This is a genomic window from Streptomyces sp. Tek67B01 (assembly GCF_055231995.1).
In genome coordinates, this window is the sequence record NZ_JBUYUY010000001.1 from 5,490,101 (window position 1) to 5,510,460 (window position 20,360).

At 73.1% G+C, this 20,360-nt stretch carries 16 protein-coding genes; 11 read left to right on the plus strand and 5 right to left on the minus strand.

Annotated features, from left to right (window positions below):
* Positions 1–70: 70 nt before the first annotated feature.
* On the minus strand, positions 71–1,342 hold the full coding sequence (locus ACV7NM_RS24690; protein ID WP_463412320.1) for a DUF1015 family protein: 1,272 nt from the start codon (positions 1,340–1,342) through the stop codon (positions 71–73).
* Positions 1,343–1,451: 109 nt separating this feature from the next.
* Between ACV7NM_RS24690 and ACV7NM_RS24695 the strand changes: the two genes are divergently transcribed.
* Genes ACV7NM_RS24695 through ACV7NM_RS24710 form a run of 4 tightly spaced genes read left to right on the plus strand, consistent with a single transcriptional unit; the run spans position 1,452 to position 5,482 of the window.
* Positions 1,452–2,486, plus strand: coding sequence for an HAD hydrolase-like protein (locus ACV7NM_RS24695; protein ID WP_463412321.1), 1,035 nt, complete (start codon positions 1,452–1,454; stop codon positions 2,484–2,486).
* A gap of 49 nt (positions 2,487–2,535) precedes the next feature.
* Positions 2,536–3,582 carry a FecCD family ABC transporter permease gene (locus ACV7NM_RS24700; protein ID WP_463412322.1) on the plus strand — a complete coding sequence of 349 codons (1,047 nt, stop codon included), beginning with the start codon at positions 2,536–2,538 and terminating at the stop codon, positions 3,580–3,582.
* Positions 3,579–4,655 (plus strand): FecCD family ABC transporter permease, encoded by a 1,077-nt coding sequence (locus tag ACV7NM_RS24705; protein ID WP_463412323.1) that lies wholly within the window; start codon positions 3,579–3,581, stop codon positions 4,653–4,655. The genes ACV7NM_RS24700 and ACV7NM_RS24705 overlap by 4 nt, the downstream gene beginning before the upstream one ends.
* A complete protein-coding gene (locus ACV7NM_RS24710; RefSeq protein WP_463412324.1) occupies positions 4,652–5,482 on the plus strand; it encodes an ABC transporter ATP-binding protein in 831 nt (276 codons plus the stop codon). The genes ACV7NM_RS24705 and ACV7NM_RS24710 overlap by 4 nt, the downstream gene beginning before the upstream one ends.
* Positions 5,483–5,544: 62 nt before the next feature.
* Here the strand turns inward: ACV7NM_RS24710 and ACV7NM_RS24715 are convergent, their stop codons facing one another.
* Positions 5,545–5,892 (minus strand): SCP2 sterol-binding domain-containing protein, encoded by a 348-nt coding sequence (locus ACV7NM_RS24715; protein WP_463414057.1) that lies wholly within the window; start codon positions 5,890–5,892, stop codon positions 5,545–5,547.
* A gap of 64 nt (positions 5,893–5,956) precedes the next feature.
* On the opposite strand from ACV7NM_RS24715, the gene ACV7NM_RS24720 reads away from it, so the two are divergent.
* The 5 genes from ACV7NM_RS24720 (at position 5,957) to ACV7NM_RS24740 (ending at position 11,146) form a co-directional block, all read left to right on the plus strand.
* Positions 5,957–6,226, plus strand: a complete 270-nt coding sequence (locus ACV7NM_RS24720) for a hypothetical protein (RefSeq protein WP_463412325.1) — start codon at positions 5,957–5,959, stop codon at positions 6,224–6,226.
* Positions 6,227–6,233: 7 nt separating this feature from the next.
* Positions 6,234–7,049: a TlyA family RNA methyltransferase gene (locus tag ACV7NM_RS24725; protein ID WP_463412326.1), complete on the plus strand. Its 816-nt coding sequence runs from the start codon at positions 6,234–6,236 to the stop codon at positions 7,047–7,049.
* On the plus strand, positions 7,046–8,002 hold the full coding sequence (locus ACV7NM_RS24730; RefSeq protein ID WP_463412327.1) for an NAD kinase: 957 nt from the start codon (positions 7,046–7,048) through the stop codon (positions 8,000–8,002). The genes ACV7NM_RS24725 and ACV7NM_RS24730 overlap by 4 nt, the downstream gene beginning before the upstream one ends.
* A gap of 93 nt (positions 8,003–8,095) precedes the next feature.
* Positions 8,096–9,814 (plus strand): DNA repair protein RecN, encoded by a 1,719-nt coding sequence (gene recN, locus ACV7NM_RS24735; protein ID WP_463414058.1) that lies wholly within the window; start codon positions 8,096–8,098, stop codon positions 9,812–9,814.
* A 204-nt stretch (positions 9,815–10,018) separates the two neighbouring features.
* The gene (locus tag ACV7NM_RS24740) at positions 10,019–11,146 is read left to right on the plus strand and encodes a glycosyltransferase family 4 protein (protein WP_463412328.1); all 1,128 of its coding nucleotides are present in this window, start codon (positions 10,019–10,021) and stop codon (positions 11,144–11,146) included.
* Between the two features lie 657 nt (positions 11,147–11,803).
* Here ACV7NM_RS24740 and ACV7NM_RS24745 read toward each other — a convergent pair.
* Positions 11,804–13,426 carry a PucR family transcriptional regulator gene (locus tag ACV7NM_RS24745; protein ID WP_463412329.1) on the minus strand — a complete coding sequence of 541 codons (1,623 nt, stop codon included), beginning with the start codon at positions 13,424–13,426 and terminating at the stop codon, positions 11,804–11,806.
* Between the two features lie 183 nt (positions 13,427–13,609).
* On the opposite strand from ACV7NM_RS24745, the gene ACV7NM_RS24750 reads away from it, so the two are divergent.
* On the plus strand, positions 13,610–15,145 hold the full coding sequence (locus ACV7NM_RS24750) for an APC family permease (protein WP_463412330.1): 1,536 nt from the start codon (positions 13,610–13,612) through the stop codon (positions 15,143–15,145).
* Between the two features lie 118 nt (positions 15,146–15,263).
* A complete protein-coding gene (locus tag ACV7NM_RS24755; RefSeq protein WP_463412331.1) occupies positions 15,264–16,892 on the plus strand; it encodes a flavin monoamine oxidase family protein in 1,629 nt (542 codons plus the stop codon).
* A 27-nt stretch (positions 16,893–16,919) separates the two neighbouring features.
* Here the strand turns inward: ACV7NM_RS24755 and ACV7NM_RS24760 are convergent, their stop codons facing one another.
* The gene (locus ACV7NM_RS24760; RefSeq protein WP_463412332.1) at positions 16,920–18,302 is read right to left on the minus strand and encodes an FAD-binding oxidoreductase; all 1,383 of its coding nucleotides are present in this window, start codon (positions 18,300–18,302) and stop codon (positions 16,920–16,922) included.
* 94 nt (positions 18,303–18,396) lie between these two features.
* A complete protein-coding gene (locus ACV7NM_RS24765; protein ID WP_463412333.1) occupies positions 18,397–20,202 on the minus strand; it encodes a glycoside hydrolase family 15 protein in 1,806 nt (601 codons plus the stop codon).
* Positions 20,203–20,360: the final 158 nt, after the last annotated feature.

Below are 20,360 nucleotides of genomic sequence, written 5' to 3' on the forward strand. Positions count from 1 at the left end.
GAACTGAAAGGGCGGTACCCCCTTCCCGGGGGTACCGCCCTTTCGCATGTCCGCGCCCGGCCGACGCGGGTCAGTCCAGGCTGCGCAGCACCAGACCCGTCGCAGGCTTGGGGCCGAAGGACGTGGACTTGCGGGGCATGGTGACGCCCTGGCGGGCGAGGTCCCGGACCACGTCCTCGCGTACCGGGTGCAACAGCACCGCCGTGCCGCCGTGGCGTTCGGCCATCTCCACGGTCGCGGCGGCGTCGTGGATGTAGGAGATGTGCTCCGGCTCGTCGGGGATCTGCCACAGGGTGTCGAGGAGGGCGGCGTGCAACACCGTCGCGTCCAGCCGGCGCCAGGCCTCGGGGCGATCGTGACGGACGGTGCGTTCGATGAGGGCCGGGTCCGGGTCGGTGACCAGGTGGAAGGTGCCGTCGCCGCTGAGCAGGAAGGCGTTGCCGCGTTCCGACGCGTCGGTGAGGGCTTCCAGGGCGAGCGGGAGCGGGCCCTCGATCGGGCGGACGCGGAACGATCCGTCGAGCGCCGCCAGCGCTCGCGCCTTCGGCAGCCGGCGCAGCATCCGGTGGATGGCGCGGACCTGGAGCGGGTAGCGGGCGGTGTCCACGAGCAGCACGAGGCCGAAGTCCCAGGCGGTGGGCGAGGGGTGTTCCTGCTGGAGGCGCAGGTACGTCGCCCAGCGGTGGTGTCCGTCGGCGATGAGGGCCTGGCGGTGGCCGAGGTCGGCGGTGACGGCGGCCAGGTCGGCGGGGTCGGTGATGGCCCACAGGCTGTGCCGGAACCCGTCCTCGGTGACCGTGGACAGCAGTGGCTCGCCCTGCGCCGTCCGTTCGATGACGGCGGCCGCGCCCGTCGCGGGGTCGCCGCCCCGGTAGGTGAGCAGGAGGGGTTCGAGGTTCGCGGAGGTGGCGCGCATCAGGCCCGCGCGGTCGGTGACCACGTGCGGCATGACGTCCTCGTGGGGCAGGACGATCCCGGCGTCGGCGGTGGTCAGGGCCAGGGCGCCGATGACGCCGCGCTGGAGCACGCCCGGCTTGCGCTGCTCGTAGACGTACAGGGCCGGCTCGGGGTCGGCGCTGAGGACGCCTTCGTCGAGCCAGTGGCGCATGGTGCGTGCCGCCTGTTCGCCCCGGGCGGCGGGGGTGTCGGCCTGGGGGAGGATCAGGCGGACGATGTTGTGCGGGTCGGCGGATTCGAGGTAGTCGACTCCGTCGGGTCGGACGACCACGTCGTAGGGCGGTGAGGTGACGGCGGCCAGGCTGCCGACGCGTTCGGGGTCATAGCGCAGTCCGGGGAAGGGGATCAGGCGCAGTCCTCGGTCCGCGTTACCAGGTGTGGTCATTGGTGCATGGTAAGACGCGTCTCACGGTGCGGGATGATCGGGGGAGCGCATGGGCAGGGCATATACGGACAGGTTCGATCGAAGATCGAGCGGACGAGGAGCGGACACGATGACCCGGCAGAGCAGGACCAGCCCCGCGGGCAGCGGGCGGAGTCTTCACCAGGCGTACGACACGGCCCTGCTGGACCTGGACGGGGTGGTGTACGCGGGGGGCCGGGCCATCGCGCACGCGGTGGAGTCGCTGGGGACCGCCCGGGCGGAGGGCATGCACCTCGCGTACGTCACCAACAACGCGCTGCGGACCCCGGACGCGGTCGCGGGGCACCTGTGCGAGCTGGGGATTCCGACGGAGGCGGCCGAGGTGATCACCTCGGCGCAGGCCGTGGCCCGGCTGATCGCCGATCAGGTGGCGCCGGGGTCGAAGGTGCTGGTGATCGGTGGGGAGGGGCTGCGGGTCGCGTTGCGGGAGCGCGGGCTGGTGCCGGTGGAGTCCGCCGACGAGGAGGACCTGGCGGCGGTCGTGCAGGGGTACGGCGGTCCGGACCTGGCGTGGGGGCGGTTCGCGGAGGCCTCGTACGCGGTCAACCGGGGGGTGCCCTGGTACGCGTCGAACACGGACCTGACGATCCCGGGGGCGCGCGGGATCGCGCCGGGCAACGGGGCCGCCGTGGAGGTGGTGCGGATCGCCACGGGCGCGGAGCCGCAGGTGGCGGGCAAGCCGTTGCCCCCGATGCACCGGGAGACGGTGCTGCGGACCGGGGCGGAGCGGCCGTTGGTGGTCGGGGACCGGCTGGACACCGACATCGAGGGCGCGTTCAACGGGGACGTGGACTCGCTGCTGGTGCTGACCGGGGTGACGGACGCGGCGCAGTTGCTGCGGGCCGAGCCGCAGCACCGGCCGACGTACGTGGACCGGGATCTGCGCGGGCTGCTGACCGGGCAGCCGGAGGTCGTGGCGGCCGGGGACGGGTTCCGCTGTGGTGCCTGGACCGCGGTCGCGTCGGGCGACGTACTCACCCTGCGCGGTGAGGAGGGCGACCCGCTGGACGGGCTGCGGGCGCTGTGTGCGGCGGCCTGGACGTCGGCCGGCGAGGGGTCCTCGAAGCTGGAGGCGGGGAAGGCGCTGGCGCGGCTGGGGCTGTAGGACGCGACCGCGGAAACCCGATGGCGCAGGGTAGGCTAACCTAACTTGCGTGTTGGTCGAGAGTCCCCCCGAACCGAGCGCCGCGCCCGTCGCCGCCTTCCGCGCCCGCCACGGCGCCCGTGCGGCCGGTCTGTTGGCCGCGCTGGCGGTGTTGGTGTTGGTCGCGGTGGCGAGCATCGCCGTCGGCGCCAAGCAGATTCCCCTCGACCAGGTCTGGCACGGCCTGTTCCACTATGCGGGGACCCCGAGCGACGTGGTGGTGCGCGACCTGCGGGTCCCGCGGACCCTCCTCGGGGTGCTGGTGGGCCTCGGCCTCGGGCTGTCGGGCGCGGTGATGCAGGCGCTGACCCGCAACCCCCTCGCGGAGCCCGGCATCCTCGGTGTCAACGCGGGCGCCGCCGCCGCCGTCGTATCTGCGATCAGCTTCCTCGGCGTCTCCTCGCTCGGCGCGTTCGTGTGGTGGGCCTTCCTCGGGGCGGCCGTCGTCTCGGTCGTCGTGTACGTGCTCGGCGGCAGCCGCAGCGCGACGCCGGTACGCCTCGCGCTCGCCGGTACCGCGGCCAGCGCCGCCCTGGTCGGCTACATCAACGCCGTGCAGCTGATGGACAGCAAGGCCTTGGACAAGCTGCGCTTTTGGACGGTCGGTTCGCTGGCGTCGGCCACCATGGACACCGTTCACGAGGTCGCCCCCTTCCTGCTGGTCGGGGCGGCGCTCGCGCTGTCGCTCGGCCGGCCGCTCAACGCCATGGCCATGGGCGACGACACCGCCCGGGCGCTCGGCGCGAACCTGACGCGGACCCGGATCGGCGCGATGGTCGCCATCACCCTGCTGTGCGGGGCGGCGACCGCCGCCTGCGGGCCGATCGTCTTCATCGGACTGATGATCCCGCACCTGGTACGGCTCATCACCGGCCCGGACATGCGCTGGGTGCTCGCCTACTCCGCCGTGCTGTCCCCCGTACTGCTCCTGGGCACCGACGTCATCGGACGGATCGTCACCCGGCCCGCGGAGCTGCAAGTCGGCATCGTCACCGCGCTCGTCGGCGGCCCGGTCTTCATCTACCTCGTCCGGCGCAAGAGGATGGCCCAACTGTGACGCGGACGACGACCACGAAGCCCGAGAGGTCCACGAGGAGCCGGTCGCGGGTACTGCGCGGGCCCGGCGGAACGGCACTGCGCGTGGAGCCGCGCGCCCTGGCCGCCGGGCTGCTGCTCGCGGCGGTGGCGCTGGTCATGGCGGTCGTGTTGATCGGGACCGGTGACTTCGAGATCGCGCCCTGGGACGTGGTGCGGACCCTGCTGGGCGACGGGAGCCCCGCCGACGACTTCATCGTCAACGACCTGCGGTTGCCCCGGGTGTTGGTCGCACTGCTCGTCGGGGCGTCACTGGGGATGGCGGGCGCCGTCTTCCAGTCCGTGTCGCGCAACCCGCTGGGCTCCCCGGATCTGCTGGGCTTCGGCTACGGGTCCGCGGTCGGCGCGCTCACCGTCATCATCGTCTTCCACGGCGGCTCCGGCGAGGTGGCCGCCGGGGCGGTGGTCGGCGGGCTGTTGACGGGCGCCGCCGTCTACCTCCTGGCGTACCGGCAGGGCATCCACGGCTACCGGCTCGTGCTCGTCGGCATCGGCGCCTCCGCGATGCTCGTCGCCCTCATCCAGTACCTGCTGACGAAGGCGAAGTTGGTCGAGGCGACCCGCGCGATGGTCTGGCTGACCGGCTCGCTGGCCGGCCGGGACTGGTCGCAGGTGTGGCCGCTGCTGATGACCTGCGCCGTGGTGTTCCCGCTCGTCCTCGGGCAGGGCAGGGCGCTGCGGATGATGGAGATGGGCGACGACGCCGCGTACGCCCTGGGCGTCAGGGTGGAGCGCAGCCGGCTGTTGCTGATGACGGCGGCGATCGTACTGACCACGGCGGCCTCCGCCGCGGCCGGTCCGATCAGCTTCGTCGCGCTGGCCGCGCCCCAGCTGGCCCGGCGCCTGACCCGCTCGGCCGGGCCGAACCTGCTCACCGCGGCGCTGATGGGCGCGGTCGTGCTGCTGGTGTCCGACTGGGCCTCCCAGCGGGCTTTCGGGGCGGACCAGCTGCCCGTGGGCGTGGTGACCGGGCTGGTCGGCGGTGTCTACCTGCTCTGGCTGCTCGTCACCGAGCGCAAGGCGGGACGTATATGAGCTACGCGAGGAGTGGGCAAGTGCAGCAGCGACTGACCGCGCGGAACGTGACCCTCGGCTACGACCAACGGGTCATCGCCGAGGACCTCTCGGTGGAGATCCCCGACAACTCCTTCACGGTGATCGTCGGGCCCAACGCCTGTGGCAAGTCCACGCTGCTGCGCGCCTTGGCGCGGATGCTGAAGCCGTCGGCCGGGCAGGTCCTGCTGGACGGCCAGGCCATCGCCTCCCTGCCGGCGAAGCAGGTGGCCAAGACGCTCGGGCTGCTCCCGCAGTCCTCGATCGCGCCCGACGGGATCACCGTCGCCGACCTCGTCTCGCGCGGCCGCCACCCGCACCAGGGGCTGCTGCGGCAGTGGTCGCGGCACGACGAGCGGATCGTCGCCGAGTCGATGGCCGCGACCGGGGTCGCGGAGCTGGCGGGCCGGGCCGTGGACGAGCTGTCGGGCGGGCAGCGCCAGCGGGTGTGGATCGCGATGGCGCTGGCCCAGCAGACCCCGCTGCTGCTGCTCGACGAGCCGACCACGTACCTGGACATCCAGCACCAGCTGGACGTCCTCGACCTGTGCGCCGAGCTGCACGAGAACCAGGGCCGGACGCTGGTAGCGGTGCTGCACGACCTCAACCACGCCGCCCGCTACGCCACGCACCTGATCGCCTTGCGGGGCGGGGTCGTCGTGGCCGAGGGACCGCCCTCCGAGGTGGTCACCGCGGAGCTGGTGGAGCGGGTGTTCGGGCTGCGCTGCCAGATCATCGAGGACCCGGAGACCGGAACGCCCCTGGTGATCCCCGCCGCCCGGAAGGCGCGTACGCGACTGTCCGCCTGAGACGGGCTTCCGGGGCCGGGTTCCGGGGCGGAATTTCCGGGGGGCGGACCGGGAGGCGTGCGTCAGAGCATGCTTTTCAGACGGAGCAGGTCGCGGATGCCGGCCTCCAGCCTCACCCGGCCCGAGGCCCAGGCACGGGCGAAGTTCAGCTCGCCCGCGACCAGGGCGAGCAGGTCGTCGCCCGTCATCGCGAGGCGGATCTGGGCCTTGGTGGCCGGCGGGCCGGGCGTCAGGGCGTCGACCCGGATCCGGCCCCCGGCCAGGCGGCCCGTGAAGGTGCGGTCCAGGTCGGTGATGTGGCAGCTGAGGGAGCGGTCGAGCGCGACCGCGCCGCGTACGTCGCCCTCGGCGCGGGCCAGGTTGTCTGAGAGTCGGTCGAGTGCTTCGCGGCACTCCTCGGTGGTAGCCATCGTGATCACGACCGTACCGCAGAGCCGTACGAGGTCGCGGGGCGCTTCGCGGTAGCGTCGGGGCATGACCGACGAAGCACCGGAAGCCGCCGCGGACGCCCCCGACACCCCCGCCGAGCCCGCGGGGCCCGCCGGGCCCGCGCCGCTGGGAGTCGTGCGCACCGCCACCGGCCACGCCGGGGTGGACGGTCTCCTGGAGCGGCTGGCGGACGTCGACCACCTCACGGCGGACGGACACCCCGAGGTGTACGAGGATGTGCACAGGGGGTTGCGCGACGCGCTGACCGCGCTGGACGCACCGCCCGTCCCCGGACCGTACGAAAACAGGAGCTGAACCGAACGTGGCAGGAGTGGCACGCCGCCGCCTGGACGCCGAACTGGTACGCCGCAGCATGGCCCGCTCGCGGGAGCACGCGGCCCAGCTGATCGCCGCGGGCCGGGTGACCGTGGGGGGCACCACCGCCACCAAGGCGGCCACCCAGGTCGAGACCAGCGCGGCCCTCGTCGTCCTCAAGGACGATAGCGACCCCGACTACGTCTCCCGGGGCGGCCACAAACTGGCGGGCGCGCTCGCGGCCTTCCAGCCGCGGGGCCTGGCCGTCGAGGGCCGCAGGGCACTGGACGCCGGCGCCTCCACCGGCGGGTTCACGGACGTGCTGCTGCGCGCCGGGGTCGCCCACGTCATGGCCGTGGACGTCGGCTACGGGCAGCTCGCCTGGTCCCTGCAGAGCGACGACCGCGTCACCGTCAAGGACCGCACCAACGTCCGCGAGCTGACCGTCGAGCTGCTCGACGGAGTGCCGGTGGACCTCGTCGTCGGCGACCTTTCCTTCATCTCCATCGGCCTGGTGCTGCCCGCGCTCGTACGGTGCTGCGCGCCCGGCGCGGACCTGGTGCTGATGGTCAAGCCACAGTTCGAGGTCGGCAAGGACCGGCTGGGCAGCGGCGGAGTGGTGCGCAGCCCCGAGCTGCGCGCCGAGGCCGTACGGGACGTCGCGGCGCAGGCCTGGAAGCTGGGGCTGGGGGTGCTCGGGGTGACCGCGAGCCCGCTGCCCGGGCCGTCGGGCAACGTCGAGTACTTTCTGTGGCTGCGGGCGGGGGCACCGGCACTCGACCCGGGGGATGTCGATCGTGCAGTGGCGGAGGGGCCGCAGTGACCGATACAGCGGGAACGTCAGAAGCGGGAACGTCCGGAGCGGACGGGGTCGGAGCGACGGCGGGGCGGACCGTCTTCCTCGTCGCGCACACCGGCCGGCCGGCGGCCATCCGCAGCGCCGAGCTCGTGGTGCAGGGGCTGCTGAAATCGGGGCTGGGGGTACGGGTCCTCGCCGACGAGGCGGTGGACCTGCCGCTGCCGCCCGAGGTGGAGCTGGTCGCCGAGTGCACGCACGAGGCCCTGGAGGGGTGCGAGCTGCTCATCGTGCTGGGCGGTGACGGGACCCTGCTGCGCGGCGCCGAGTTCGCGCGCGGCTCGGGGGTGCCGATGCTGGGAGTCAACCTGGGCCGCGTGGGCTTCCTCGCCGAGGCCGAGCGGGACGACCTGGACAAGGTCGTGGACCGGGTCGTGACCCGCGCGTACGAGGTCGAGGAGCGGATGACCCTCGACGTGCTCGTGCGGACCAACGGCGACGTGGTCCACCGGGACTGGGCGCTGAACGAGGCCGCCGTCCAGAAGGTGTCCCCGGAGCGGATGCTGGAGGTGGTCCTGGAGATCGACGGGCGCCCGGTGTCCGGGTTCGGCTGCGACGGGATCGTCTGCGCCACGCCGACCGGCTCGACGGCGTACGCCTTCTCGGCGGGCGGACCGGTGGTCTGGCCGGAGGTGGAGGCGCTGCTGATGGTGCCGATCAGCGCGCACGCGCTGTTCGCGAAGCCGCTGGTGACCTCGCCGAACTCGGTGCTGGCGGTGGAGGTGCAGACCGGGACCCCGCACGGGGTCCTGTGGTGTGACGGACGGCGCACGCTGGAGCTGCCGTCCGGGGCGCGGGTGGAGGTCCGGCGCGGGACGGTGCCCGTACGGCTCGCCCGGCTGCACCACGCGTCCTTCACCGACCGGCTGGTGGCGAAGTTCGCCCTGCCCGTGTCGGGCTGGCGCGGTGCGCCGCATTAGTGCGCTATTAGCACATCCGTTCGGGAAACTCTCGAAGGGTGACGTCACATGGCACCGCTGAAACCTCGGTATCGTCGTCCCGTGCTTGAGGAGATGCGGATACGGTCGCTCGGGGTCATCGACGACGCGGTGGTCGAGCTGTCGCCCGGTTTCACCGCGGTGACCGGCGAGACCGGCGCGGGCAAGACGATGGTCGTCACCAGCCTCGGGCTGCTGCTCGGCGGTCGCGCCGACCCTGCCCTGGTACGGATCGGGTCCAAGGCGGCCGTGGTCGAGGGCCGCGTCGTGCTGCCGCCGGGCGCCTCCGCCGCCCTGCGGGCCGAGGAGGCGGGGGCCGAACTCGACGACGGCGCCCTGTTGATCAGCCGGACCGTCTCCGCCGAGGGACGCTCGCGCGCCCACGTCGGCGGCCGCTCCGTACCCGTCGGCCTGCTCGCCGAACTCGCCGACGACCTCGTCGCCGTCCACGGACAGACCGACCAGCAAGGACTGCTGCGCCCGGCCCGGCAGCGCAAGGCGCTCGACCGGTACGCGGGGGACGCCGTCGCCGTCCCCCTGGAGAAGTACACCGGCGCCTACCGGCGGCTGCGCGCGGTCGCCGGCGAGCTGGAGGAGATCACCACCCGGGCCCGGGAACGCGCCCAGGAGGCCGACCTGCTGCGGTTCGGGCTGGACGAGATCGCGGCCGTCGAACCGCTGCCCGGTGAGGACACCGAACTGGCGGCGGAGGCGGAGCGGCTCGGCCACGCCGAATCCCTCGCCTCGGCGGCGCAGGCCGCGCACGCCGCCCTCGCGGGCAACCCCGAGGACCCGGAGGGCATCGACGCCAACACGCTGGTCGCGGGCGCGCACCGGGCGCTGGAGTCCGTACGGGCCCACGACCCGGCACTGGGCGCGCTCGCGGAACGCATCGGCGAGCTGGGCATCCTCCTGGCCGACGTGGCCGGGGAACTCGCCGGGTACGCCGACGACCTCGACGCCGACCCGCTGCGGCTGGCCGCGGTGGAGGAACGCCGCGCGGCCCTCACCCAGCTCACCCGCAAGTACGGGGACTCGATCGACTCCGTCCTGAAGTGGTCACAGCAGAGCTCCGCACGGCTGCTGGAGCTGGACGGCGACGACGAGCGGATCGCGGAGCTGACCGCCGAGCGGGACGGTCTGCGGACCGAACTCTCCCAACTCGCGCAGACGCTGACGGACGCCCGGGTGGAGGCGGCCTCCCGGTTCGCGTCCGATGTCACGGCCGAGCTCGCCTCGCTGGCCATGCCGCACGCCCGGGTCACCTTCGACATCCGCCAGACCGAGGACCCCGAGGGCGTCGAAGTCGACGGCCGGCCCGTCGCGTACGGCCCCGCCGGCGCGGACGAGGTGGAGCTGCTGCTGGCCCCGCACCCCGGCGCGCAGCCCAGGCCGATCGCCAAGGGCGCCTCGGGCGGTGAGCTGTCGCGGGTCATGCTGGCCGTGGAGGTCGTCTTCGCCGGGTCCGACCCCGTGCCCACCTACCTCTTCGACGAGGTCGACGCGGGCGTCGGTGGCAAGGCGGCCGTGGAGGTCGGGCGGCGGCTCGCCAAGCTGGCCCGCTCGGCACAGGTCGTCGTCGTCACCCACCTGCCGCAGGTGGCCGCCTTCGCCGACCGGCAGCTGCTGGTGGAGAAGACCGTCGACGGATCGGTGACGCGCAGTGGGGTCACCGTGCTGGAGGGCGAGGACCGAATCCGCGAACTGTCGCGGATGCTCGCCGGCCAGGAGGACTCGGAGACGGCGCGCGCGCACGCCGAGGAACTGCTGGAGGCGGCCCGCGCGGACGGCTAGGGTCCGCTCGGACGGCTGACCCACGCGGACGGCAAGGGTCCGCGCGGGGGGCCCGGCCGGGTACGGGGGTAGCCCGTGTGGGTGAGGCCGGCGGGCGTCCGGCGGTCCCTACGGCGGAATCCGTACCCGTATGGTCCCGGAACGCGCGTACGGACTGGCATTCTGGGCGACGTCTCTGACTCCCTCACCCTGGAGCTTCGGCCCGTGAGCAGCTCCCCGGTTTCGCCGACCGCCCCCACGCAGCCGTACGGGCGGGAACCGCTGCGTACCGTCCAGATCCTCGGCGGCGCGGGTGCCGGCAGCTGTGCGCACGTGCGCTCCCTCACGACGGGGCTCGCCGCCCGGGGCGTGAGGGTCACGGTGTGCGCGCCCGTCGAGGCGGAGGGCGCGTACGACTTCACGGGCGCCGGGGCCGAGTTCACGCCCGACGCGGCGGCCGCCCTGCGGGCCGCCTGCGCGGGGGCCGACCTGGTGCACGCCCACGGGGTACGGGCCGGGATGCGGGCCGCGCTGGCGCTGCGCGGGGACCGCCGTGCGCGAGGCGTACCGCTGGTGGTGACCTGGCACGGCGGCGCCCCCGAAGTGGCCGGCGCGCTCGGGCGGGTGAGCGGGTTGCTGGAACGGCACGTGGCACGGGCGGCATCGGTGGTGCTGGGCACCTCATCGGACCAGGTCGACCTGGCCCGGCGGCGCGGGGCGCGGGACGCGCGGCTGGCGGCGGTGGCCGTACCGGCGGCGGGGCCGGAACCGGCGCCGGAGCCCGAGAAGATCCGGGCGGAACTCGGCGTGGTGGAGCGCCCGTTACTGATCGCGGTCGGCGGCCTGGTGGCGCGGCGCGGGTACGGGCTGCTCCTGGAGGCGGCGCGGGAATGGCGGGCGCTGGACCCCGTACCGCTGCTGGTGATCGCGGGGGAGGGGCCGCTACGGGCGGAGCTGTCCCGACGCATCGAGGCGGAGGGCCTTCCGGTGCGGCTGCTGGGGCGGCGACGGGACGCGGACCGGCTGCTGGCGGCGGCCGACGTGGCGGTACTGCCGAGCCGCTGGGAGGGCCGGTCGCTGCTGGCGCAGGAAGCCCTGCGGGCCGGGGTGGCGCTGGTGGCCACGCGGGTCGGGGGAGTGCCGGAACTGGTCGGTGACGCGGCGGTGCTGGTGCCGTACGGCGACGCGGGGGCGCTGGCGGGCGCGGTGACGGCCCTCCTCGCCGACCCGGACCGCCGGACCCGCCTGGCCGAGGCCGGGCGGGCCCAGGCGGCGACGTGGCCGTCCGAGGACGACACGGTGGCGCAGGTCCTGTCGGTGTACGACGAGCTGATGGACCGCCGGCGGGCCTAGCGGGGCCCTGCGGGGCTGTCTCCGACCCCCATCCGCCGTTCCTCCCGCAGACTCCGTCCGGGGGCCCGGTGCTCCGCCCAGACCTGCGCCTCAAACGCCGGCGAGGCTGATCTGTCGGCCCCGCCGGGTTGCCGCCGGTGCTCCGCCCGGGCCGGCGCCTCAAGCGCCGGCGGGGCTGAAGAAAGGGGGGCGCGCCGCCTCTGAGGGCCTTCGGGCCTGCGGCCGGGTGAGCGCCCGGACCCGTGCGGGCCGGTCTTTCGGCTCCGCCGGGTTGTGCGACGTTGGGTGTGGCGCGGGGCGCGCTTACCAGCCTCGCCGGCGATTGAGGCGCGGGGTCTGGGGCGGAGCCCCAGGACGACGGCGCGCGCCGGCGGTCCGGCCCGTGCCCCGGCTTCCGCCGGACGGAGTTCGGCGCAGCGGGGCGAAGCCGGCGAGGGCGGTCTTTCGGCTCCGCCGGGTTGCGTGGCGTCCGTTGTGGCGCGGGTCGCGGATGTCAGCCTCGCCGGCGTTTGAGGCGTGGGGTCTGGGGCGGAGCCCCGGGACTATGGCGCGCGCCGGCGGTCCGGCCGGCCTCCGCCGGGCGGAGTTCGGCGCTGGGCACGGACCGGGCTTCGGCGGGGGCCGGCCCGCCGGCGGGCCGGGCGGCGGGGCGGGGCGTCACGAGGGATTGACGTGGCGACGGGCGCGGAGGGCCAGGCTGAGGGAGAGGACCGTTTCGGGGTCGTCCAGGTCCGTGCCCAGCAGCTCCGAGATGCGCGCCAGCCGGTTGTACAGGGTCTGGCGGTTCAGGTGGAGCTCTCGGGCCGTCTCCGCCTTGCGGCCCGCGTGGGCCAGGTACGTCTCCAGCGTCGGCAGCAGCGGCGGCCGCGACGCCGCGTCGTGGACCCGTAGCGCCCCGATCGCACGGTCCACGAACGCCGCGAGGTCGGGGTGTTCCCGCAGCCGCCACAGCAGCAGGTCGATGTCCAGGCGGCGCGCGTCGTACCAGGGCCGGGCGGGCAGGCCGTGGGCGGCCGTCGCCGTCTCCGCCGCGTGGCGCAGGCCCGCCGAGGCCGCCGCCCAACTGCCGGACACGCCGACGACCACCGCCGGCGGCGCCCCCGCCCGGACCAGCCCCGCGCGTTCCACGCCGGCCCGCAGCGCGGCCGCCACCCGGTCCGCCACCGCCGTGCGCTCCGACTCGGCCCGCAGGGACACCAACAGCGGGACGCGGCCCTCCACCGGCCGCACTCCCAGCAGCACCGGCACGCCGACCGCGGACAGCTCCTCCAAAACCGCCCGGGCCAGCACCGCCCAGTTCCCCGACGGCCCCAGCTCCGAGGACAGCCGCATGACCACCGGCAGGAGCGGCCCCGCCCCGGGCTTGAAACCGAGGACGCGGGCCTGGGCCGGGGCGTCCTCCGCGGAGATGCGCCCCTCGGCCAGGTCGGTCAGGAAGTCGCCTCGGCCGCGCGCGGCCAGTTCGTCCTCCTGTCGTGCCTGCATCAGTACCACCGCGAGCACGCCCGCCGTCCGCTCCGCCGCCATCCGGTGCACCGGCAGCAGCGGCGAGGAGACACCCAGCAGGACGACCCGCGCCCGGACCGAGCCCGTGCCGGGGCCGCCGCCCGGGACGTCGATGACCACGGTGTTGGCGGAAGGCTGGGCCTCGCGCTGGCCCCGCAGGCCCTCCCACACCTGGAGCGGGTCCGCGGCGGCGTCGCCGCCCGCGGGACCGGCCGCGTACAACAACTGCCCGTCCGGGGTCTCCAGGAAGACCGGGTTCGCCGTGAAGTCGGCCAGGATGCGCAGCACCTGCGGGATTCCGCCACCGCCCAACAGCGCCTCCGTACATCGCCGATGGACTTCCTCGGCCCGCTGGAGCAGGGCGTAGTGGCCGTTGACGATCTCGGTGTGGACCTCCTCCGTCACCGTGACGAAGGGGACTTCCCGGTGCAACTGGACGAGCGGCAGACCGGCGGCGCGGGCGGTCTCGACGATCGTGGCGGGCAGCCTGGTGAAGCGCGGCCCCAGCTCGACGACGAGCGCGGCGATCCCCCGGTCCGCGAGGCGCCGTACGAAGGCCCGCTGCTCGGCGGGCCGGGTACCCAGGCCCAGTCCGGTGGTCAGCAGCAGTTCCCCGCCCTTGAGCAGGGACGCGATGTTGGGGACCTCGCCCGCGTGCACCCAGCGCACGGTGCGGCCCAGGCGGTCGGCGCAGGCCAGGACCTCCGGCAGTCCGCTGCGCAGTCCCGGCAGTTCCAGCGCCCGCTGAACAGTGATGCCGCCCTGATTGTCCATATCGCGGGACGGTACCGCCCGCCGTGTTCTCCGCACATCACCGGACGGTTTCGAAGCCCGATCTGTCCCCTTGCGACCCGACAACTCGTATGACACGCAAGGAGATTATCGGACCGCTTGCCGATTGTGGTGTGCGTCACCCACCGACAGAGTTGCGCCCCACCCGACAGGAACGAGGACGGCATGAGCACAGACGTCACCGGCACCCCGCCCACGGCGACCGGAGCCCCCCAGGTCCAGCGGCTCAAGGCCAATTCCGTCGGCCTGGTCGGGGTGGTCTTCATGGCCGTCGCCACCGCCGCGCCGATCACCGCCATGACCGGCAACCTCCCCATCGCGGTCGGCTTCGGCAACGGCACGGGCGCCCCCGCCGGCTACCTCTTCGCGACCGCCGTGCTCACCGTCTTCGCCGTCGGGTACGTGGCCATGGCCAAGCGGATCACCGCCGCCGGCGCGTTCTACGGGTACATCTCGCACGGCCTCGGCCGGATCGCCGGCATGGCCTCCGGCATGCTCGCCGTCCTCGCCTACATCGTCTTCGAGGCCTCGATCGTCGGCGTGTTCTCCTACTTCGCCAAGACCACCGTCCACAGTCAGCTCGGCGTCGACCTGCCCTGGATCGTCTACGCCGCCGCCATGCTCGCCGTCACCGCCGTCCTCGCCCACTTCGACATCAACCTGACCGCCAAGGCCCTCGGAGTGATGCTGGTCGCCGAGATCGCCGTGCTGTTCGCCGTCGCCACCGCCGTCCTGATCGCGGGCGGCGGCCCCGACGGCATCCCCGTCGAGCCGGTCGACCCGAGGAACGCCTTCACCGGCACCTCCGCGGGACTGGGCCTCTTCTTCGCCTTCTGGTCCTGGGTCGGCTTCGAGTCCACCGCGATGTACGGGGAGGAGTCCCGCGACCCGAAGCGGGTGATCCCCAAGGCGACCCTGATCTCCGTCGTCGGCGTCGGCCTCTTCTACATCTACGTCTCCTGGATGACCATCGCCGGCAACGGCATGGCCAAGTCGGTGGAACTCTCGGCCTCCGCGAACCCGCTCGACCTGTTCTTCGCGCCCACCGCGACCTTCATCGGCGGCTGGGCCGTGAACGCCTTCCAATGGCTGCTGCTGACCGGCTCGTTCGCCTGCGGCATGGCCTTCCACCAGTGCGCAGCCCGCTACCTGTACGCCATCGGCCGTGAGGGCTTCCTGCACCCCGCGCTCGGCCGCACCCACGCCAAGCACGGCTCGCCCCACGTCTCCTCGGTCGTGCAGACGGCCATCGCCACCGCCCTGGTAGCGCTGTTCTGGCTCACCGGCCAGGACCCGTACATCCACCTCTACACGCTGCTCGCGATCCTCGGCACGATGGCGATCCTCATCGTCCAGACCCTGTGCTCCTTCGCGGTGATCGGCTACTTCCGCAAGAACCACCCCGAGGACCGGCACTGGTTCAAGACGTTCACTGCCCCGCTGATCGGCGGGGTCGCCATGGCCGGCGTGGTCGTCCTGCTGCTGGTCAACATGGAGACCGCCGCCGGTCTCGCCGCCGACTCGTTCTTCTTCGCCCTGATCCCCTGGATCGTCGGTGGCGTCTTCTTCGGCGGCCTGGGCCTGGGCCTGTGGCTGAAGCTCAAGGCCCCCGAGCGCTACGAGATCATCGGCCGTGTCGTGCTGGAGGACTCCGCCGAACGCGCCGACGAGCCCGCCCCGTCCGCGGCGACGGCGCGCTGACGGACAGCTTCGCCGGCGGTCCCGAGACCACGTCCCACGACCACCGCAGCCCCCCACCGTCAGCAGCGCCCCGTCAGCAGCACCCCCGTCAGCGTCGCCCACCGACAGGAGTCCCGCCATGGCCCGTACGCCCCAGATGCACGCGCTCCGCAGACTCGTCGCCGAACACGCGGCGGCCCGCCGCCTCGCCCTGCCCGTCGACGAGGTCCGCGGCCTCGGCCGCCGCGAACTGCTCCGCCGCGCCGCCGCCCTCGGGCTCGGCACCGTCCTCGCCTCCTCCGCCGGCGCGTACGCCGCCGAGTCCGCCCCCGCCCCGAAGCCGCCCGTCTCACCGGCCCGCGTCGCCGTCGTCGGCGCCGGGATATCAGGCCTCACCGCGGCCCTCACCCTCCAGGACGCGGGCGTAGCCTGCACGCTCTACGAAGCCAACCCGAGCCGGGTCGGCGGCCGCATGTACAGCCAGCGCACGCACTGGGCGTACGGCCAGACCTCCGAGATCGGCGGCGAGCTGATCGACACCAGCCACAAGAAGATCCTGGAACTCTGTCGACGCTTCGACCTCCCCGTCGAGGACTTCCTCGGCGGTGGACCGAACGGCGCCGAGGAAATCCTCTGGTTCAACGGCACCTACTACCCGCGCACCCAGGCCGACGAGGACTTCAAGGCCGTCTACCAGGCGCTGCACCGCGACCTCCAGGATGCCGGCGAGGTCTCCTGGAACTCCGCCGGCCCCGCCGGCGTCGCCCTCGACGACATGACCCTCTACGAGTGGATCGAGACCCGTGTCCCCGGCGGCCACTCCTCGCAGCTCGGTCGTTTCATCGACGTCGCCTACAACGTCGAGTACGGGGCCGACACCACGAGCCAATCCGCCCTCGCCCTGGTCCTGCTGATGGGCTACCAGTCCAACCCGGGCAACTTCAACGTCTGGGGCCTTTCCAACGAGCGCTACCACGTCGTCGGCGGCAACGACCGCCTCCCCAACGCCATAGCGCAAGCCCTGCCGGCCGGTTCGCTCGTGATGGGACGAGAGCTGGTCGCGGTGAAGGTGGCGGCCGACGGCACCCAGACCCTGACCTTCAACGACTCCGGGGCCGTCCGCACGGTCGTCGCCGACCACACCGTCCTGTGCCTGCCCCTGCCGATCCTCCAGCGGATCGACCTGTCCGGGGCGGGCTTCGACCCGCTGATGAAGAACCTGTTGCGCGACGCCCGCATGGGCTACTGCACGAAGCTCAACATGCAGTTCACCGCCCGACCCTGGCGCGGCACGGGCCCCTGGCCGGGCGTCTCGGCCGGCGAGTGCTTCACCGACTCGCCCGTCCAGCAGGTCTGGGACACCACCAAGGTCCAACCGGGCACGGGCGGCATCCTGCTCCAGTACGGCGGTGGCAGCCTCGCCGGGGCGCTCACCCCCGGCTCGCCCTTCGCCACCGAGACCGACCCCTACGTACGCGACCTCGCGGGCCGGGTACTGACCGGCGTCGACGCCTTCTTCCCCGGCACCAAGGCCGTTTGGAACGGGCGCGCCCAGCTCTCGGCCTGGCACAAGAACCCGTACTCGCTGGGCGCGTACTCGTACTGGCCCACCGGCTACCTGCACCGGTACGCCAAGTACGAGGGGACCGCTCAGGGCCGCGTCCACATCGGCGGTGAGCACTGCAGCTACGACTTCCAGGGGTTCATGGAAGGCGGCGCCACCGAGGGCGAGCGGGCGGCGCGGGAGGTGATCGCCGCCCTGTCGTAGTGCCGACGGCGAGGCCCGCAGTGGGTCCTACAGCGGCTTGACGTTGTGGTTGAAGCGGAAGACGTTGTCCGGGTCGTACTCCCGCTTCACCGCACCCAGCCGCGCCAGGTTCCGGGCGCCGAGCCCGGCCGCCACCCGCTCGGGACCCTCGTCGCCGGTGAAGTTGAGGTACACCGCGCCGGTGCTCCACGGCCGGGCGTCGGCGCGGACGTCCTTGACCCACTGCCGGCACCGCTCGTCGTCGGCCGGGTCCTCCCACATGCCGAAGGGGTGCACGGCCCAGGGCGCGTCGCGGTAGGGGACCGGCCACTCCTGCGGGCCGGAGGCGATCGCGCCGCCCTGCGGCAGGACCAGGTGCTGGGTGCCCGTCGGCACGGGCATGGCCTGCCCGGCGGCGCAGAAGACGTCCACGAACTCGTCCGGCAGCCCGGTCAGGTACTCCGCCGACCAGTAGTTCCGCATGCCTGCCGGGTCGTCGATCATGCATTGGAGATCGGCGTACGGGATGCCCGTCACCATCTCGACCTCGTGCGGGATCGCCAGGAGCGGCTCCGCGAGCTTGCGGGCCTCCTCCTCGGGTCCCGCGTAGGTCACCAACGCCCCCGCCAGCAGTTGCCCGACCAGGTGCGGCGGGACGAACTCCGCGGGCGGCCCGGTCAGGTAGACCGCGGCCCCGCTCACCTCGGGGGGCCCGGCCTCGACGACCTCCCGGAACGCGCGGACCACGTCAGGTCCGTGCTCGGGCAGATACAGCAGGAACGCGATGGACATGGCCGGCAGGTCGTGCAGGCGCAGCGTCAGCGACGTGGCGACACCGAAGTTCCCGCCGCCGCCGTGCAGGGCCCAGAACAGCTCGGGGTTCTCGTCGGCGGTGGCCTCCACCACGTTGCCGTCCGCCGTCACCAGCTCCACGCCCAGCAGGTTGTCCACGGCCAGCCCGAACTTCCGGTCCAGCCAGCCGCTCCCGCCGCCCAGGACGAAACCGCCCACGCCGGTCGTGGAGGCCCGGCCGCCGGTGGTCGCCAGGTCGTACGGCGCGCAGGCCCGGTCCAGGTGGCTCATCGTGGCCCCGCCCTCGACCCGTACGGCCTTAGCCGCCGGGTGGACGCTCACCTCGTGCATCCCGCGCAGGTCGATGACCACACCGCCGTCGTTGACGGACATCCCGGCGACGCTGTGGCCGCCGCCGCGCACCGCGACGTGCAGGTCCAAGTCCCGCGCGAAACGCACGGCGGTGACGACGTCGGAGACGCTCTCGCACCGGGCGATGACGGCAGGCCTGCGGTCGATCATCGCGTTGAAGACGGTGCGGGCCTCGTCGTAGCCCGGATCACCGGGAGCGAAGACCTCTCCGGCCAGATCCTCGCGGAGCGCGGCGAGTGCGTCGGCCGCCTTGGAGAAGGGTGCCATGACCCACCCCTCCTTCCCTGGAGGGCGAAGAACCCTTCCAGCCTAGGCGGGGGGCACGGTCCCGGCGCGGCGGAGCACGCCGGGACCGGCGGCGTCAGCCTCCGTAGGCCCCGCTGGCCGTCAGCCGCAGCGCCGTGTCGATCAGCGGAACGTGGCTGAACGCCTGCGGGAAGTTGCCCACCTGACGCTGGAGCTTGGGGTCCCACTCCTCGGCCAGCAACCCCAGGTCGTTGCGCAGCGACAGCAGCTTCTCGAAGAGCCGGCGGGCCTCGTCGACCCGGCCGATCATCGCGAGGTCGTCGGCCATCCAGAACGAGCAGGCCAAGAAGGCCCCTTCGTCGCCCTCCAGGCCGTCGACACCCGCGTCCTCACCGGCCGTCGGGTAGCGCAGGATGAAACCGTCGGGGGTGGACAGCTCGCGCTGGATCGCCTCGATGGTGCCGATGACCCGCTTGTCGTCCGGCGGCAGGAAGCCCATCTGCGGGATCAGCAGCAAGGAGGCGTCCAGTTCCTTCGACCCGTAGGACTGGGTGAAGGTGTTGCGCTCCTTGTCGTAGCCCTTCTCGCACACGTCGGCGTGGATCTCGTCGCGCAGCTCGCGCCAACGCTCCAACGGGCCGTCCACGTCCCCGCTCTCGATCAGCTTGACCGTGCGGTCCACCGCGACCCAGGCCATCACCTTGGAGTGCACGAAGTGGCGGCGCGGCCCGCGCACCTCCCAGATGCCCTCGTCCGGCTCGTTCCAGTGCGTCTCCAGGTAGCGGATCAGCTTCAACTGGAGCACCGACGCGTAGTCGTTGCGGGCCAGGCCCGTCATGTGGCCCAGGTGCAGGGCCTCGGTGACCTCGCCGTACACGTCGAGCTGGAGCTGATGGGCGGCCCCGTTGCCGACGCGGACCGGGCGCGAGTTCTCGTAGCCCGGCAGCCAGTCCAGCTCGGTCTCGCCGAGTTCCCGCTCGCCCGCGATCCCGTACATGATCTGCAGGTTCTCCGGGTCGCCGGCGACCGCGCGCAGCAGCCAGTCCCGCCAGGCGGACGCCTCGTCGCGGTAGCCGGTGCGCAGCAGCGAGGAGAGGGTGATCGCCGCGTCCCGCAGCCAGGTGTAGCGGTAGTCCCAGTTCCGTACGCCGCCGATCTCCTCCGGGAGGGAGGTGGTCGGCGCGGCGACGATTCCGCCCGTGGGGCCGTACGTCAGCGCCTTGAGGGTGATCAGGGAGCGGACCACCGCCTCGCGGTAGGGGCCGTGGTACGTGCAGTGCTCGACCCAGCCCCGCCAGAAGTCGGCGGTGGCACCGAGGGCGGCCTCGGCGTCGGGGCACTCGGGGGCGCCCTTGTGGGAGGGCTGCCAGCTGATGGCGAAGGTCACCCGGTCACCCGGCCCGACGGTGAAGTCGGAGTAGGTGGTCAGGTCCTTGCCGTAGGTCTGCGCGTCGGTGTCCAGCCAGACCGAGTCCGGGCCGGCGACGGCCACGGTGCGCCCGTCCACCTTGTGCACCCACGGCACGATCCGCCCGTAGGAGAAGCGCATCCGCAGGGCGGAGCGCATGGGGACACGGCCGCTGACCCCTTCGACGATGCGGATCAGCTGCGGGGCGTGGTCCTCGCGGGGCGGCATGAAGTCGATGACGCGCACGGTCCCCCGCGGCGTGTCCCACTCCGATTCCAGCACCAGCGAGTCACCGCGATAGCGCCGGCGGTCGGCCCGGGGGGCCGGGGTGCCGGACGGGACCGCGGGTCCCACCCGCCAGAACCCGTGTTCCTCGGTGCCGAGAATGCTCGCGAAGACAGCATGGGAGTCGAAGCGTGGCAGGCATGCCCAATCCACGGCCCCGTCCCGGCAGACCAGAGCCGCGGTCTGCATGTCGCCGATCAGTGCGTAATCCTCGATGCGCCCGGACACGTTGCATCTCCAGTCGAACAGCCACGTCCGCCCCTGAGGGCGCTTGCAATGCGCGGATGCGCGGTCTCTTGTGTGTGTAGTCCCCGCGTCGAGCCTAGATTGCCGGATGTGGCGTGGTTACACCGTATGCCGGACTGCTCGGCGGCGATGTGCAGCGA

Coding starts and splice junctions, on each gene's coding strand:
- ACV7NM_RS24690 (WP_463412320.1), bottom strand. CDS start 1,342: ATGACCACACCTGGTAACGCGGACCGAGGACTGCGCCTGATCCCCTTC.
- ACV7NM_RS24695 (WP_463412321.1), top strand. CDS start 1,452: ATGACCCGGCAGAGCAGGACCAGCCCCGCGGGCAGCGGGCGGAGTCTT.
- ACV7NM_RS24710 (WP_463412324.1), top strand. CDS start 4,652: ATGAGCTACGCGAGGAGTGGGCAAGTGCAGCAGCGACTGACCGCGCGG.
- ACV7NM_RS24715 (WP_463414057.1), bottom strand. CDS start 5,892: ATGGCTACCACCGAGGAGTGCCGCGAAGCACTCGACCGACTCTCAGAC.
- ACV7NM_RS24720 (WP_463412325.1), top strand. CDS start 5,957: ATGACCGACGAAGCACCGGAAGCCGCCGCGGACGCCCCCGACACCCCC.
- recN (WP_463414058.1), top strand. CDS start 8,096: ATGCGGATACGGTCGCTCGGGGTCATCGACGACGCGGTGGTCGAGCTG.
- ACV7NM_RS24745 (WP_463412329.1), bottom strand. CDS start 13,426: ATGGACAATCAGGGCGGCATCACTGTTCAGCGGGCGCTGGAACTGCCG.
- ACV7NM_RS24750 (WP_463412330.1), top strand. CDS start 13,610: ATGAGCACAGACGTCACCGGCACCCCGCCCACGGCGACCGGAGCCCCC.
- ACV7NM_RS24755 (WP_463412331.1), top strand. CDS start 15,264: ATGGCCCGTACGCCCCAGATGCACGCGCTCCGCAGACTCGTCGCCGAA.
- ACV7NM_RS24760 (WP_463412332.1), bottom strand. CDS start 18,302: ATGGCACCCTTCTCCAAGGCGGCCGACGCACTCGCCGCGCTCCGCGAG.